This is a genomic window from Mycobacterium sp. E1747 (assembly GCF_001667775.1).
Taxonomy (GTDB): domain Bacteria; phylum Actinomycetota; class Actinomycetes; order Mycobacteriales; family Mycobacteriaceae; genus Mycobacterium.
In genome coordinates this window covers 1-15,719 of the sequence record NZ_LZJI01000187.1, presented here as the reverse complement: position 1 = coordinate 15,719, position 15,719 = coordinate 1, and the positions used below count along the sequence as shown (strand labels likewise).

General features: G+C 70.2%; 15 protein-coding genes. 1 reads left to right on the top strand and 14 read right to left on the bottom strand.

From position 1 onward, the window contains the following. The first annotated feature begins 103 nt into the window (after positions 1-103). Positions 104-778, top strand: a complete 675-nt coding sequence (locus A5695_RS18665; RefSeq protein ID WP_068085349.1) for a phosphoribosyltransferase — start codon at positions 104-106, stop codon at positions 776-778. 3 nt (positions 779-781) lie between these two features. Here the strand turns inward: A5695_RS18665 and A5695_RS18660 are convergent, their stop codons facing one another. From A5695_RS18660 to murF, 14 genes are all read right to left on the bottom strand, one after another. Next, positions 782-1,120: a hypothetical protein gene (locus A5695_RS18660; RefSeq protein ID WP_068085329.1), complete on the bottom strand. Its 339-nt coding sequence runs from the start codon at positions 1,118-1,120 to the stop codon at positions 782-784. A gap of 96 nt (positions 1,121-1,216) precedes the next feature. Then, positions 1,217-2,023 carry a DivIVA domain-containing protein gene (locus A5695_RS18655; RefSeq protein ID WP_068085327.1) on the bottom strand — a complete coding sequence of 269 codons (807 nt, stop codon included), beginning with the start codon at positions 2,021-2,023 and terminating at the stop codon, positions 1,217-1,219. Between the two features lie 271 nt (positions 2,024-2,294). Continuing rightward, positions 2,295-2,585 carry a YggT family protein gene (locus A5695_RS18650; protein WP_007170773.1) on the bottom strand — a complete coding sequence of 97 codons (291 nt, stop codon included), beginning with the start codon at positions 2,583-2,585 and terminating at the stop codon, positions 2,295-2,297. A gap of 145 nt (positions 2,586-2,730) precedes the next feature. Then, a complete protein-coding gene (locus tag A5695_RS18645; RefSeq protein WP_068085322.1) occupies positions 2,731-3,372 on the bottom strand; it encodes a cell division protein SepF in 642 nt (213 codons plus the stop codon). A gap of 62 nt (positions 3,373-3,434) precedes the next feature. Next, positions 3,435-4,214 carry a YggS family pyridoxal phosphate-dependent enzyme gene (locus A5695_RS18640; RefSeq protein ID WP_068085345.1) on the bottom strand — a complete coding sequence of 260 codons (780 nt, stop codon included), beginning with the start codon at positions 4,212-4,214 and terminating at the stop codon, positions 3,435-3,437. Between the two features lie 5 nt (positions 4,215-4,219). Continuing rightward, a complete protein-coding gene (gene pgeF, locus A5695_RS18635) occupies positions 4,220-4,927 on the bottom strand; it encodes a peptidoglycan editing factor PgeF (RefSeq protein ID WP_068085319.1) in 708 nt (235 codons plus the stop codon). Between the two features lie 90 nt (positions 4,928-5,017). Continuing rightward, positions 5,018-6,169 carry a cell division protein FtsZ gene (ftsZ, locus tag A5695_RS18630; RefSeq protein WP_040623672.1) on the bottom strand — a complete coding sequence of 384 codons (1,152 nt, stop codon included), beginning with the start codon at positions 6,167-6,169 and terminating at the stop codon, positions 5,018-5,020. A 220-nt stretch (positions 6,170-6,389) separates the two neighbouring features. Then, a complete protein-coding gene (locus A5695_RS18625; protein WP_068085316.1) occupies positions 6,390-7,331 on the bottom strand; it encodes a cell division protein FtsQ/DivIB in 942 nt (313 codons plus the stop codon). Next, positions 7,328-8,788 carry a UDP-N-acetylmuramate--L-alanine ligase gene (gene murC / locus A5695_RS18620; RefSeq protein ID WP_068085312.1) on the bottom strand — a complete coding sequence of 487 codons (1,461 nt, stop codon included), beginning with the start codon at positions 8,786-8,788 and terminating at the stop codon, positions 7,328-7,330. Before murC ends, A5695_RS18625 begins: the two co-directional genes overlap by 4 nt. Continuing rightward, entirely contained in the window at positions 8,785-9,996 is a 1,212-nt protein-coding gene (gene murG / locus A5695_RS18615; RefSeq protein WP_068085309.1) for an undecaprenyldiphospho-muramoylpentapeptide beta-N-acetylglucosaminyltransferase, read from the bottom strand. Before murG ends, murC begins: the two co-directional genes overlap by 4 nt. Then, positions 9,993-11,612, bottom strand: coding sequence for a putative lipid II flippase FtsW (gene ftsW, locus A5695_RS18610; RefSeq protein ID WP_068085305.1), 1,620 nt, complete (start codon positions 11,610-11,612; stop codon positions 9,993-9,995). The genes murG and ftsW overlap by 4 nt, the downstream gene beginning before the upstream one ends. 6 nt (positions 11,613-11,618) lie before the next feature. After that, on the bottom strand, positions 11,619-13,076 hold the full coding sequence (gene murD / locus A5695_RS18605; RefSeq protein ID WP_369830210.1) for a UDP-N-acetylmuramoyl-L-alanine--D-glutamate ligase: 1,458 nt from the start codon (positions 13,074-13,076) through the stop codon (positions 11,619-11,621). 1 nt (position 13,077) lies between these two features. Beyond that, the gene (gene mraY, locus A5695_RS18600; protein WP_068085302.1) at positions 13,078-14,157 is read right to left on the bottom strand and encodes a phospho-N-acetylmuramoyl-pentapeptide-transferase; all 1,080 of its coding nucleotides are present in this window, start codon (positions 14,155-14,157) and stop codon (positions 13,078-13,080) included. Further along, a partial coding sequence (gene murF, locus A5695_RS18595) for a UDP-N-acetylmuramoyl-tripeptide--D-alanyl-D-alanine ligase (protein ID WP_068085299.1) occupies positions 14,154-15,719 on the bottom strand: 1,566 nt, incomplete at its 5' end. The genes murF and mraY, both read right to left, overlap by 4 nt.

The window sequence follows — 15,719 nt, the reverse complement described above, 5'->3', positions numbered from 1 at the left end:
CAACTGGCGCATATCCCCGTTCGGAATGGGGTTTGGCCGCGTCCAGTTTGTCGAACGGAATCTTCGAGAACCGCGACGCCGCAAGTAGGCTGGAATGCGACCGATGACACCCAACGGATTCCTCCGGCGCACTGTGACACGCACCTTCCGCGACCGTCGCGAGGCCGGCCGCGCGCTGGCCGAGCAGCTGACGTCCTATCGCGACCCGGACGACGTGCTGGTCTTCGGGCTGGCCCGCGGCGGCGTGCCGGTGGCCTGGGAGATCGCCGCGGCGCTCCACGCCCCGCTGGATGTCTTCCTGGTCCGCAAGCTTGGGGTGCCGCGCTGGTCGGAGCTTGCGATGGGCGCCGTCGCCAGCGGCGGTGGCGTCGTGATGAACGACGACGTGGTATCCAGCCTGCAGATCAGCGAGGAGCAGATTCGCGAGGTAATCCAAAGCGAGACAACCGAACTCGCCCGCCGTGAGCGGGCGTACCGGGGTGATCGCGCGCTGGCCGACCCGCGCGGCAAGGTGGTGATCCTCGTCGACGACGGCATCGCGACCGGGGCCAGCATGCTGGCCGCCGTCCGGGCGGTGCGAGCCGCGGGCCCGAAATCGGTGGTCGTCGCGGTGCCGGTGGGGCCGCGGTCGACCTGCCGTGACCTCAGCATCGAGGCGGACGAGGTGGTGTGCGTGACAATGCCGCCCGGATTCGAAGCGGTCGGCCAGGTGTACACCGACTTCCATCAGGTGAGCGACGACGAAGTGCGCGAGACGCTCGCGACACCCACGGGTTGAGTCTTACCTGGCGGCCTCGTCGCCGCGACCCTCTGCCGACACCGCCGACTGTTCCGTCGCCTCCGACGGCGGCGTGCCGGCTTCCGCCGGAGCCTCGTAGGCGCCCTCGTCGGGCGCTTCCTCCGGGTAGTCGACGGCCTGTTCGCCGGCCTCACCGTCGTGCTGGTCCGTGGCGCCCTCGTCGCGGCGCTGCCGCTCCTGCACCGCGTCGACGATCAACAGCACCACGCCGAGCACGCTGGCCCCGATGCACACCCAGGCCACCAACTCGTTGCTCGTCACGACGGCGAACACCAACGCGACGAGCCCGACCAGGGCCAGTACCAGCGCAATGATCAGCATCGGTCATCCTCCAAACGGCGAGCGGGACAGCCAGTTCGTGTGCAGGTCTAGTGTGCCAACCGGGCAGCTGGGCAAGTGTCCGGCACGCCTGTGGGGCTAGTTGTTACCCCGGTTGAATTGGTCGAATCCGGCGGCTTCCGCGCTGGAGTCGACGGGCGCGGCCGATCCACGCTGGCCGAGCTCCTCCAGCTGCGATTCCAGGTAGGTCTTGAGCCGGGTCCGGTATTCACGTTCGAAGGTGCGCAGCTGCTCGAGGCGGCCTTCCAGGACGGTGCGCTGCTGGTTGATGGTTCCCATGATCTCCGAGTGCTTGCGCTCGGCGTCAGCCTGCAGGGCGTCGGCCTTCTCCTGGGCCTGGCGCAGCTGCGTCTCGGAACGGGTTTGGGCGTCCGCGAGCATCGCGTCGGCGCGCTGCCGGGCCTCGGTGACCGTGGTCTCGGCGGTCTGGCGGGCCTCGGTGAGGATCTGGTCGGCGTTCGCGCGGGCGTCGGCCAGCATCTTGTCCGACTCCGCCTTGGCCGTGCTGGTCAGCCGGTCCGCGGTGTCCTGGGCCAGGCTGAGCACCCGAGCGGCCTTCATGGCCTGTTCCTCGTTGCTAGACGTGGGCGCGGCGGGCGCGGCCACCGGTGCCGCCTTGGGCGCCGGCTCGGGCTCGGGGACGGGAATCGCCTGAGTCTGGGCAGCCGCGGCGGCCGGAGCGGCGCTCACGCCACCGCCCGAGGCCAGCTCCTGGTCGAGTTCCTCGATGCGCTGACGCAGATCGCTGTTCTCTTCGATGAGCCGCGTCAGCTCGGCTTCCACCAGATCGAGGAAGGCGTCGACCTCGTCTTCGTTGTAGCCCCGCTTGCCGATCGGTGGCTTACTGAACGCCACATTGTGGACGTCGGCTGGTGTCAGCGGCATTGTTTCGTCCCCTCAAGTTCCTGTCTAACGTTCTGGAAAGTGTAGAACGCAGTGGTAGCCGTCGTGCAACTGCCGTCCATCCTGTCACACCAGGCGCGACCGTTGCTGTTTAGCCCAATAAATAAGAACCAATTCAAACGCTCAGGGCAATAAAATCCGAAACCTTAGAATTTTTAAATCGCAGCCACCAAACCGAGGCTAAAACGTGGCCGAACCGTCTCCGGGGCGGAAGCCAGCCATTGCCCCGGGCCGAAACCGGCCGGAAACGAGGCTACGCGGCGGCGCCGAAGGCGAGCTGCATGCCGATGAACGCGACCAGCAGCAGCACCATGATGGACAGATCGAAACGGACCGCCCCGATGGTGAGTTGAGGGATCAGCCGGCGCAGCAACTTCACCGGCGGATCGGTGATCGACATGATGATCTCGAGGATCACGACGGTGATGCCGGTGGGATGCCAGTCGCGGCTGAATGAGCGGATGAACTCGACGACGACCCGGGCGATGAGCAGCAGCCAGAAGATGAACAGCGCAAACCCAAGGATCTGAAAGAACAGCACCAACTGAAGAGCCCCGACCTTACCGATGAGATGTCATGCGCCGCAGGCGTGCGCGGCGCATGCCAGCGTACCGACTCCGGGCCCTCGGCCACATCTCAGCCGGCCCGACCAGCGAAGGCGGCGGCCGGCCGCCGCCGCCCAGCCGGGTCTATTGGTAAGCGTAGAAGCCGGTTTCGGCGATGCGGCGGCGTTCCTCCGGGGAAACGTCGACATCGGCGGGCGAGAGCAGAAACACCTTGGTGGCCACCTTGTCGAAGGAGCCGCGCAGGGCGAAGGCCAAGCCGGCCGCGAAGTCGACGAGCCGCTTCGCGTCGGCGTTGTCCATCGACACCAGGTCCATGATGACCGGGGTGCCGTCGCGGAACCGCTCGCCGATGGTGCGGGCCTCGCTGTAGTCCTTGGGCCGCAGCGTGGTGATCTTCGAGAGCGGGTGGCCCTCTTCGAACATCATCGCCATGCGCCGCGGGTCCATCGCCAGCGCGCCGCGGGTCGAGTTGCGCAGCCAGGACCCGAAGCGCGGCCTGCCCATGTCGGGCCGGTCGAACTCGCGGGGGTGCACGGCCCCGTAGCGCGACTCCTCCGCGTAACCGCCGCGGTAGCCGCCCGGGGGCGGGTAGTCGGCGGGCTCGCGTGGGTCGTCGTAGTCGCGACCCTCGTAGCGGCCGTACCCGTCGTCGAAACGCGGGCGCGGGAAACCGCGGGAGGGCGCGTGGTCGTCGTAATACTCGTCGTCGTAGTCGTCCATCGGGGCCATACCGAAATAGGCCTTGACTTTGTGCAGTGTGCTCATTGCGTTGACCCCTTCTAGCCCCTGATGCTTGGTGTCAGTGATGAAGATGTGACTACAGTGACTTAATACGGTGACGGTAGCGGCCGTGGGCCCAATAGCGCGGTACCGACACGCACACATGTCGAACCGTGTTTGACGGCAATTTCGAAATCGTTGGACATGCCCGCGGACAGGCCGACCGCGGTCGGATGCGACTCCAGGACGCGCAGATGCTCCGTTCGCAGACGCCCGAAGGCCGCGTCGGGGTCCGAGCCCAGCGGCGGGATCGCCATCAGGCCGACCAATTCCAGGTGTTTCGACTCCTCGGCCTGCGCGCACAGCTGGTCGACCGCGCGCGGGGCCGAGATGTCGACGCCGCCCCGCGACTCGTCGCCGTCGAGGCTGATCTGGACATAAATCCGCATCGGATCGGTGCGGCGGCCCTCGGCCAGGGCAGCCGAGACGCCCCGGTCGAGGGCGGCGACAAGGTGTGTGCTGTCCACCGAGTGGGCGGTGTGCGCCCAGCGGGCGACCGAACGGGCCTTGTTCCGCTGGATATGGCCCACCATGTGCCAGCGCATGCCCGGGACGTCGGCCCGCAATAAGAGTTTGGTGACTTCGCTCACTTTCGCCGACGCCTCCTGATCGCGCGATTCGCCAACGGCCCGGCAACCCAATCGCGACAAAGTCACCACATCGGTTGCTGGGAAGAATTTGGTAATCGGCAGTAGTTCAATTTCACCGACATTGCGGCCCGCCGCTTCAGCAGCCGCCGCAAGGCGCGAACGCACCGCCGCTAATGCGTGGGTCAATTCCGTTTCGCGGTCACCGTGCCCTTCTGGCGCCGGCGTCCTATCCGCCATCGCGGTCACTCCATCCACACCAGCGAGGCGAGCCGCCCGGTGGGCGCGTCCCGGCGGTGGCTGAACAATGTCGGGTCGTCGACCGTGCACCGGGGATCGATGTCGATGGCCTTCACACCCAAATCCGTGAGCTGGCAGGCGATTCCGGCCCGCAGGTCGAGGCCGGGGGTTCCTGCCGCGGTGGTGGTGCGACTGCCGGGCAGCGCGGCCTCCACCTCGTCGGCCATGGCCGCGGGGACCTCGTAGTTGCGGCCACTGACCGCCGGGCCCAGCAGTGCCGAGATGTCTTCGGGGCGGGCCCCCAGCCGCACCATCGCCTCCACGGTGCGGGCCACCACCCCGCGCTGGGCGCCGACGCGGCCGGCGTGCACGGCCGCGGCCACCCCGGCGCGCGCGTCGGCGAGCAACACCGGCACGCAGTCGGCCGTCACCACCGCCAGCGCGAGCCGTGCGGTGCCGGTCACCAGCGCGTCGGTGTCCTCGACCGCGGTGCCCTGTGGCCCGTCGACCACCTCGACCCGGTCACCGTGGACCTGGTTCATCCACACGACACGCTCGGGCTTGAGCCCGATGGCGGCGGCCAGCCGGTTCCGGTTGGCGGCCACCGCCGCCGGATCGTCGCCGACGTGGTCGCCCAGGTTGAAGGTGTCGAACGGTGGACCCGAGACACCACCGGCGCGGGTGGTGGTCACCCGCCGGATGCGCACGCTCACAGGTCCAGTATCCGAAGCGCAACGCCTGCCAACGGGCGCCGCCATCCGGGCGCGGCCGGTTTGTCGCGCACTGGCAAGCAAATCGAGACCTCAGCGGCGCATGAACGGCGGCACGTCGACGTCGTCATCGTCGCCACCGATATTCAGCGTGGCGCCGTTGGTGTGAACCGGCACGCTGACCGCGTCCACGGGTTCGAACAGTGTCGAGGTGAGCTTGCCGGCCTTCGCCGATTCGATGCGGTGCGCGCCGCCCTTTTCGGCGGCGTTGTCCCCGGTGACCGGTCTGCGGCCGGGGCCGGCCGCGCTGAAGCCCGCGGCGATGACCGTGACGCGCACCTCGTCGCCCAGCGAGTCGTCGATGACGGTGCCGAAGATGATGTTGGCGTCCTGATGGGCGGCGTCCTGCACCAGCGAGGCCGCCTCGTTGATCTCGAACAGGCCCAGGTCGCTGCCGCCGGCGATCGACATCAGCACGCCCTGGGCGCCCTCCATGGATTGCTCCAGCAGCGGCGAGTTGATCGCGATCTCCGCGGCCTTCAGCGAGCGGCCCTCGCCGCGGGCCGAGCCAATGCCCATCAGCGCGGTGCCCGCACCGGACATGATGCCCTTGACGTCGGCGAAGTCGACGTTGATCAGGCCCGGCGTGGTGATCAGGTCGGTGATGCCCTGCACGCCGTTGAGCAGCACCTCGTCGGCGCTGCGGAACGCGTCCATCAGGGACACCGCGGCATCGCCCATCTGCAGCAACCGGTCGTTGGGGATGACAATCAGGGTGTCGCAGCTTTCCCGCAGCGTGTTGATGCCGCCTTCGGCCTGCGAACCTCGGCGCTTGCCCTCGAAGGAGAACGGCCGGGTGACGACGCCGACGGTCAGCGCGCCCAGCTTGCGGGCGATGCTGGCGACGACGGGCGCGCCGCCGGTGCCCGTGCCGCCGCCCTCGCCGGCGGTCACGAACACCATGTCCGCGCCGCGCAGCAGCTCCTCGATCTCGTCCTTGGCGTCTTCGGCGGCCTTGCGGCCGACCTCCGGGTCCGCCCCGGCGCCGAGCCCGCGGGTGGAGTCGCGGCCGACGTCGAGCTTGACGTCGGCATCACTCATCAACAGCGCCTGAGCATCGGTGTTGATCGCGATGAACTCCACGCCCTTGAGGCCCTGTTCGATCATCCGGTTGACGGCGTTGACGCCGCCACCACCGATACCCACAACCTTGATGACGGCCAGGTAGTTATGCGGGGGGGTCATCATCTCGTCTTCCTCCCTGGTGGGGATTCGGTTTCTCCGGTCACTGAACGGTTCCCCTGGCAAACCCTCAACCTCAACCATAGAGTTAGAGTTATGTCAAGTAGTTCCGCGCAACCAGAACGGTATGGGCATGGCGCCCCCTAACCCCGCAGGCGCGCCGACGCGCGGCTCGCAAATTTTTTCTGTTGCGGCCGTCACACGCCGCGCTTGACCGGCGTCGCTACTTCACCGTCGGCAGGTCGGGGCTCGAGACGTCGTAGGTCCGCCCGGGCTGGGTCAGCAGCGCCGCCAGCTTCTCGGCCTTCTCGTCGGTGCGATCGGTCGTCCCCCAGATGACGACCCGGCCATCGCCCAGCGTGAGCGTGATCGAGGCGACCGACGGGGCCGCGACCCGGCCCACCTGACCGGCCACCTCGGGCCGCAGCGCGGTCAGCACCTGCAGCGCCGCCTTGGTCGCCGGGTCGTTGGGACCCGGGTCGGCGACGTCGAGGTACGGCAGCGCCGGGGGCGGCGGGCCGGTCGCGAAGTCGACGCCATCGCGGTCGAACAGGTGCGGGCCGTCGGGAAAGTCCTTTACAGCCACCGGGATTCGCTCGACGATGGTGATGCGTAGGGCCGACGGGTACTGGCGCTGCACCCGCGCGCTGGCCACGCGCCGGATGGCCGCCACCCGGTCGGCGACCTGGTTGGTGTTGATCTGCAGCAAGGGGGTGCCCGGCCGCACCCGGGCGGCGTCCAACACCTCTTCCCGGGTCACCTCCCCAGTGCCGACGACAACGATGTTGCGGGCCGACATCGCGGGGGTGAAGTAGAGGATCAGCGCGAGCCCGATCCCCAGGGCGACCAGCAGCACCGTCAGCAACAGCATCTTCAGCCCGCGGACCACGCCCCGAGCGACGGGTTTGGGCTCGTCGGCTGCGCGGCCGGTGGCCCGGCGTTTGGCCTCCCGGCGGGCCTCTTCGATGGCGGTGGCGCGCGCCTGGGCGGCGCGCCGTTCGGCTCGCTCCCGGCGCGCCCGCCGACGCGGCCCCTCGAATTCCTCATCGTCAGTCGGCGTCCGCACGTCGGGGCCGGCGGCGAAAATAGGTTCGGTGATCGCGCCGTCCGCCGAGTCGGAGGCCGGTTCGCCGGCGACACCCACGGGGTCGTCCGGCTGCGTCATCGCGGCACCCCCGGCCGGCCGGGCGTGCTGCGGTTGTCCCGGATTCGCAGCTCCGTGACGATCTCCGGTCCGAGCAGGGTCACGTCGCCGGCGCCCATCGTGACGATGACGTCGCCGGGGCCGGCCGCGGCGGCCACCTGCTCGGCGACCGCGGAGAAGTTTGGCAGGTAGCGCACGGGCACGCTGACGTGTTCGGCGACGCTGGCCCCGCTGACGCCGGCGAGGGGTTGTTCGCGGGCGCCGTACACGTCGAGGACGAATACCTCGTCGGCGGCGTCCAGCGCGCGACCGAATTCTGCCGCGAATTCCTTTGTGCGCGAATATAAGTGGGGCTGGAACACCACAAGGCTGCGACCGCCGGCGCTCTGCTCGAGGACCGTGCGGACCGCGGCCAGCGTCGCGCTGATCTCGGTGGGATGGTGCGCATAGTCGTCAAAGACCCGCACCGAACCCGAGTTGCCGACCAGTTCGAACCGCCGGCGCACCCCCTCGAAACCGGCCAGCCCGTCGAGCACCGCGTCCGCCGGGGCGCCGATCTCGAGCGCGGCGAGCAGCGCGCCCAGCGCGTTGAGCGCCATGTGGCGCCCGGGCACCGACAGCCGCATGACGCGGGGATGCTGTTCGCCCGCCAGCAGGATGTGTGCGACCGCCTCGGTGCCCTGCTGCTCCCAGGACAGCAGGGTGGCGGCGTGGTCCTGACCCGGGTCGGATCCGTAGCGCAGCACCCGGATTCCCAGCTCGGCGGTGCGGTCCGCCAGCGCGGCCGCGCCCGGGTCGTCGACGCACACCACCAGCGCTCCGCCGGGGGCCAGCCGCTCCACGAAGGCATCGAACACCCGGACATAGGCGTCGGCGCTGCCGTAGAAGTCCAGGTGATCGGTCTCGATGTTGGTGACCACCGCGACGTTGGGTGTGTATTCCAGCAGCGATCCGTCGCTTTCGTCGGCCTCGGCTACGAAGCAGTCACCGCTGCCGTGATGCGCGTTGGTGCCGGCCTCCCCCATCTCACCGCCGACCGCGAACGACGGGTCGTGCCCGCAGTGCTGCAGCGCCACGATCAACATCGACGTCGTCGTCGTCTTGCCGTGCGTGCCGGTGACCATCAGCGTGGTCCGACCGTCCATCAGCTTGGCCAGCACCGCCGGGCGCAGGATCACCGGGACGCCGCGCCGGCGGGCCTCGACGAGCTCGGGGTTGGTCTTGGGGATGGCGGCGTGGGTGGTGATCACCGCGGTCGGGCCGCCCGGCAACAGGTCGAGCGACGACGCGTCGTGGCCGATGCGGATCGACGCGCCCCGGGCCCGCAACGCGTGCACGCCGCGCGATTCCTTGGCGTCGGAGCCCGAGACGAGCGCGCCGCGGTCCAGCAGGATTCGGGCGATGCCCGACATCCCGGCCCCGCCGATGCCCACCATGTGCACCCGCTGCAGTTCGGGCGGCAGCTGTTCGGCGTTCACCGTCGCCCTCCCGCCGCTGCCTTCCTGGCGATGTCCAGCGCCGCCTGCGCCACCTGGCGCGCCGCGTCAGGGTGCCCGACCCGCGCGGCCGCCGTCGTCATCGCCGCCAACCGGGGCGGGTCGTTGAGCAGGGCGGCCACCTCGCGGGCCACCAGCTCCGGGGTCAGGGCGGCGTCGGCGACCACCATGCCGCCCCCGCCGTTGACCACCGGGAGCGCGTTGAGCCGCTGCTCGCCGTTGCCGATCGGCAGGGGCACGTAGATGGCCGGCAGTCCGACCGCCGAGACCTCGGCGACGGTCATGGCGCCGGAGCGGCAGATCGCCAGGTCAGCGGCGGCGTAGGCCAGGTCCATCCGGTCGAGGTAGGGCACCGCCACGTACGGCGGATCACCGGGTTGGCTCTCCCGCAGCTCGAGGGTGTTCTTCGGCCCGTGCGCATGCAGCACCGACACGCCCGCGGCCGCCAGGTCGGCGGCGGCACCGGACACCGCGCGGTTCAGTGACACGGCCCCCTGCGAGCCGCCGAACACCAGCAACACCCTGGCGTCCTCGGCGAAGCCGAAGTGCCTGCGCGCCTCACCGCGCAAGGCCGCGCGGTCCAGCGACGTGATGGCCGCCCGCACCGGCACCCCGACGACCTCCGCGTGCGGCAAGCCGCAATCGGGCACGGCGGACAGCACCCGGTCGGCTCGCCGGGCGCCGATCCGGTTCGCCAGGCCGGCGCTGGCGTTGGCCTCGTGGATCAGCACCGGGACGCGGCGCCGACGGCTGAGGCCGCGCGGAATGCCGCGGGCGGCGAGGTAGGCCGGCAGCGCCACGTACCCGCCGAAACCGATGATGACGTCGGCGTCCACCGCGTCGAGCACCGCGCGGGTCTCCCGGACCGCGCGCCACACCCGCGGGGGCAGTCGCGCCAGGTCGCCGCTGGGCTTACGCGGCAGCGGCACCGGCGTGATCAGCTCGAGGTGGTAGCCACGCTGGGGCACCAGCCTGGTCTCCAGCCCGCGGTGAGTGCCCAGCGCCGTGATGCGCACCTGCGGATCGAGCGCGCTGAGCGCGTCGGCCACCGCCATCGCGGGCTCGACGTGGCCGGCCGTGCCCCCGCCGGCCAGCACGACCGACAAGGGCTTACAAGCCGACAACGCGGCACCGGCGGGCTGGGGACTTGTCCCCCGCCCGCCGGTCGGCTTGCTGACCGTGTCGTTCACCCGTAACGCTGACCTTCCAGTGCGCGTGCGCGCCGTGCCTGACGCTGGCCGGCTCCGCGAGTGGCGGAGCGCTGGCCAGATCCATGATGCACCGCCCTGCGGGCCGGCCGTGCGGCTGTGCGGGAGAACGCCGGCCGCAGCGGTTCTTGCGTCTTGCGGGCGGGGTTGCGCGCGCCGCTGCGCGGCGGGGTTGCGTTGCCCGGTTGCTTGCCACCGCGCTTGCGGTCGCGGAACGATTCCAGCCGCGTCGGCACGTACGGCTGCGGCAGCGGCAGCCGTAGGAACCGGTTCACCTTGTCGTCACGGCCGGCGCGCAGCGCGGCTACCGCCTCAGGTTCGTGACGGGCCGCGTTGGCCATGATGCCGATCATGAAAAGCGTTGCGGCCGTGGAGGTTCCCCCCGCGGAAATCAGGGGCAGCTGGATTCCGGTGACCGGCAGGATCCCGATCACGTAACCGATGTTGATGAAGGCCTGCCCCAGCACCCACATCGTGGTGGTGGCGGTCAGCAGCCGCAGAAAGGGATCGGCCGACCGGCGGGCGATGCGCATCCCGGTGTAGGCGAACAACCCGAAGAGCACCAGCAGGCCGAACGCGCCGACGAAGCCCAGCTCCTCGCCGATGATCGCGAAGATGAAGTCGTTGTGGGCGTTGGGCAGGTAGTTCCACTTGGCGACACCCTGACCCAGGCCGTCGCCGAAGATCCCCCCGTGGGCGAGGGCGTACTTCGCCTGGCGGGCCTGGTAGCCGGTGTCCATGGGGTCGTTCTCGGGGTTCATCCAGGATTTCACCCGGTCCGAGCGGTATCCCGCGGACATGGCCAGGATGGCGCCGGCCATGAAGACGGCCAGCAGCGAGGTGGCGAAGACGCGCAGCGGCAACCCGGCGTACCACAACAGCGCCAGCAGGATGATGCCCAGCGACACCGTCTGCCCCAGGTCGGGCTGGGCGACGATCAGCGCCAGCGCGATGACCGCGGCCGGCACCAGCGGGATCAGCAATTCGCGCAGCGAGGCCCGCTCCAGCCGCCGGGCCGCCAGCAGATGCGCACCCCAGATGGCGAAGGCGATTTTCGCCAGCTCGGAGGGCTGCATCGAGAAGCCGGCGATGACGAACCACTTCCGGGAACCGTTGGCCAGGTTGCCGATCCCGGGCACCAGCACGAGCACCAGCAGGATGACCGTGACGACGTAGCCGGTGAAGGCGACGCGACGGATGAAGCGCACCGACATGCGCAGCGAGGCGTAACAGGCGACCAGGCCGATCACCGTCCACAACACCTGCTTGCCGAAGATCACCCAGGCCGACCCGTCGGCGTCGTAGGACCGCACGCCCGAGGCAGACAGCACCATGATCAAACCGAGCGTCGTCAGCAGTCCGGCCACGGCGATGATCAGGTGGAACGACGTCATGGGCCGGCTCAGCCAGGCGCCGAACCGGTTACGCCCCTCGCCCCGCTGCGGTTTCGTGGACGGCCTGGCTTCCGAGCTGCCGGCGGCGCTGACGGGGCCGGTCGCCGCGTCGGCGTCGGGCTCCTCGGCGTCGGTGGCCTCGGCGGCGCCGGCGTCTGCCATGTCCTTGCCCCGGCGTCTGAGCCGGGCCAGCGGGTTACCCATGCCCGCCTACCGGGTGGCCGCGCGGACGGCGGCGGCGAAGGCGTCACCACGGTCGGCGTACCCGGTGAACTGGTCGAACGAGGCGCCCGCCGGTGCCAGCAGTACCGTGTCGCCGGGCCGGGCCAGGTCGCGGGCCGCGGCCACCGCCGCGGTCATGACGGAAGTACCGAGATCGCCACCCGAATGTTTCACTTCTGTCACATCTGCCCCAATAACCACATCCGTCGCATTCATATCAGCATCCTCGCCTGTCACAACCTGGACGACGGGGACATCCGGCGCGTGTCGCGATAACGCCTCTGCAACCTCTTGGCGATCTCGGCCGATGAGCACCGCCCCGACCAGGCGGGACGCCATCCGGGCCACCTCGGCGTCGACCGACGCGCCCTTGAGCAAACCGCCGGCCACCCACACCACGCGCGGATAGGCCAGCACGGATGCCTCCGCCGCGTGCGGATTGGTGGCCTTGGAGTCGTCGACGTAGGTGATGCCGTCGGCGACCGTGACCACCTCCGCCCGGTGCCGACCCACCCGGAAGGACGCGATCGCCTCCGCGATCGCCTCGGCGGGCACACCGACGCTGCGGGCCAGCGCCGCCGCGGCCAGGGCGTCGAGGACGCCGACGGGCCCCGGCACCGGGATCGAGTCGGCCCGCACGAGCGCGAGGTCGTCGGCGAAGGCACGGTCGATCAGCCGGCCGTCACGCACGCCGAGTTCGCCCGCCGCCGGCTCGCCGAGCCGGAAGCCGACGCGCACCGGCGCCGCGGCGGTGTTCAGCAACGCGGCCGCCCGGGCGTCGTCGAGCCCCACCACCGCGACCCGACCGCCCAGCACCCGCGCCTTGGCCGCCGTGTAGTCGGCCATGGTGGAGTGCCAATCCAGGTGGTCTTCGGCGATGTTGAGCACGGCGCCCGCCTCGGGGCGCACCGAGGGCGCCCAGTGCAGCTGGAAGCTGGACAGCTCGACGGCCAGTAGGTCGGCCGGCTGCTCGAGCACGTCGAGCACCGGGTCGCCGATATTGCCGCACAGCACACTGCGCCGGCCCGCGGCGGTCAGCATGGCCTGCAGCATCGACGTGGTGGTCGTCTTGCCGTTCGTGCCGGTCACCACCAGCCAGCGCCGCGGCGGCCCGTAATGACCCGCAGTGTCCAGCCGCCAGGCCAGCTCCACGTCGCCCCAGATCGGCACGCCCTCCGTCGCGGCGGCGGCCAGCAGCGGCGTGTCCGGCGAGAACCCGGGGCTGGTGACCACCAGGGCGTACTGCGCGAGGCGCTCCGCGGACGTCGACGTCGTCATCGTCGCCACGCCTCTCTCGGCGTAGCGGCGCAACGTGGCCGCGTCGTCGTCGCAGAGGGTCGGCACCGCGCCGAACCGGGTCAGCGCCGCCAGCACCGCCTTGCCGGTGATCCCGCCGCCGGCCACCAGCACCGGCGCGCCCGGCGCCAGAGGCTCGAGCCCGGCCACGTCAGGCACCGATCGCGCCCAGCCACTCACCGTAGAAGAGGGCCACGCCCAGACCACACGTGATCGCCGTGAGCAGCCAGAAGCGAATGATCACCGTGGTTTCGGCCCAGCCCGCCAACTCGAAATGGTGGTGGAAGGGCGCCATCCGGAACACCCGGCGACCGGTGGTGCGAAAGGCCAGGATCTGCAACACCACCGAGGTGACCTCGGCGACGAACAGCGAGCCCAGCACGACGGCGAGGATCTCGGTGCGGCTGGTGACCGACAGGCCCGCGATGATGCCACCCAGCGCCAGCGACCCGGTGTCACCCATGAAAATCTTTGCGGGAGCGGCGTTCCACCACAAAAAGCCGATGCACGCGCCCGCGGTGGCGGCCGCGACTAGCGCCAGGTCCAACGGGTCACGCACGTTGTAGCAGCCCAGGCCCGGAGCCGTCACACAGGCGTTGCGATACTGCCAGAAGGTGATCAACACGTAGGCGGCGGTGACCATCGCCATGCACCCCGCGGCCAGGCCGTCCAGGCCGTCGGTGAAATTGACCGCGTTGGACCAGGCACTGACCACGACCACGCAGAACAACACGAACAGCGCGGGAGTCAATGTGACGGTGGCGATCTCGCGCACGTAGGACAAGTCTGAGCTGGCCGGGGTCAATCCGCTGCCATTGCGGAACCGCAACACCAGCACACCGAAGAGCACCGCGGCGGCCACCTGCCCGACGGTCTTGGCGGTCTTGTTCAGCCCGAGGTTGCGCGACCGGCGGACCTTGATCAGGTCGTCAATGAACCCGACGCCGCCCAACGCGGTCGCCAGCCCCAGTACCAGCAGACCCGACGCGGAAACGCCCTCGCCGTCGAAGGCCAGCCCGGCCAGGTGCGTCCCGAGGTAACCGGCCCAGATCCCGGCGAGGATCGCCACGCCGCCCATCGACGGCGTGCCCCGCTTGGCGTGATGGCTGGGCGGCCCGTCGTCGCGGGTGTGATGGCCGAAGCCCTGCCTGGTGAACAAGCGAATCAGCGCCGGCGTCAACAAAATCGACACCGCAAGCGCAATCGCGACGGCGATCAGGATTTGCCTCACGAGCCTGTCCCCCCGTCGCTGAATCGTGACGACCCGCTTCGCCCGGCTTCCCCGCCCTCGCGATCGTCACGAGCCAGCGCGTCGGCCAGCGCTCCCAGCCCCGCCGCATTGGAAGCTTTGACCAGGACCACGTCGCCGGGCTGCAGCTCGGCCCGCAAGAGCGCCAGAGCGGCCCCGGCGTCGGCCACGTTCACGGCCCCCCTATCGCCGCAAACCCCCCACGAGCCCTCCATGACGGCTCCGTGGTGCATGGCGCTCATCGACCTCCCACTTCCCACGACCACAAGTCGAGACACATCTAAGCGCACCGCCAGCCGGCCGATGCGATCATGTTCGGCCAGCGCGTCGTCGCCTAGCTCGGCCATTTCGCCCAGCACCGCCCAGCTCCTGCGCTTCTCGCTCGGGCGGTGGGCGATCCAGGCCAGCGCCTGCAGGCCGGCCCGCATCGAATCGGGGTTGGCGTTGTAGGCGTCGTCGATCACCGTCACCCCGTCCATCCGGGTGGTGACCTGCATCCGGTGCCGCGACACCGGCCCGGCCTGTGCCAGCGCGGCGGCGACCTGGTCGACCGTCGCGCCGCACTCCAGCCCGACCGCCGCGGCGCACAGCGCGTTGGTGACCTGATGGTCGCCGAACACGCCGAGCTCAACGTCGACCGCGCTGTCCATCGCGTGCAGGGTAAAGCGCGGCCTGGCCAGTTCGTCCAGCGACACTCCGTCCGCCCAGACGTCGCTGGGACCCGAATCGGTGCGGCTGGACCGGCTGATCCGCACCACCCTGGCCCCGGTGACGCGGGCCATCGCCGCCACGGCCGGGTCATCGGCGTTCAGGATGACCACGCCGGACGACGGAACTGCTTGCGGCAGTTCGGATTTAGTGCGCGCGATGGCTTCGCGCGAGCCGAACTCACCTAGGTGGGCGGTGCCCACGTTGAGGACCACCCCGATCGCGGGCGGGGCGATCTCGGCCAGCGCGGCGATGTTGCCGGGGTGGCGGGCCGACATCTCGAGAACCAGGTAGTCGGTGTCTCGCGTCGCGCGCAACACCGTCCAGGGGTGTCCCAGCTCGTTGTTGAACGACCCGGGCGGGGCGATCACCTCGCCCAGCGGCTCGAGCACGGCTTTGACGAGGTCTTTGGTCGAGGTCTTCCCCGACGAACCCGTGATGCCGATGATGGTCAGGCCGCCGGCCACCAGCTCCGCGGCCACCGCCTTGGCCAGCTTGGCCAGCGCGGCCAGCACCGCCGCGCCCGAGCCGTCGGTGTCGTGTTCGAGCACGCCGGCCAGGCGACTGCCATCGCCCGTCGGCGGCCGCGGCGGCACCACGATGGCTGGCACCCCCACCGGCCGGGCTGCCAGCACGGCCACCGCGCCGGCCGCCGCCGCCGACTCCGCGTAGTCGTGGCCGTCGGCGTGGGCCCCCGGCAGCGCGAGAAAGAGCGCGCCGGGACCCACTGCGCGCGAATCGAATTCGACGGTTCCAGTGACGCGGAGCTCGGCGGCGGCTTGCGGCGCGATGTCGGCCAGCGTGCCGTCCACCAGCTCGGCGATCTGCGCGACGGT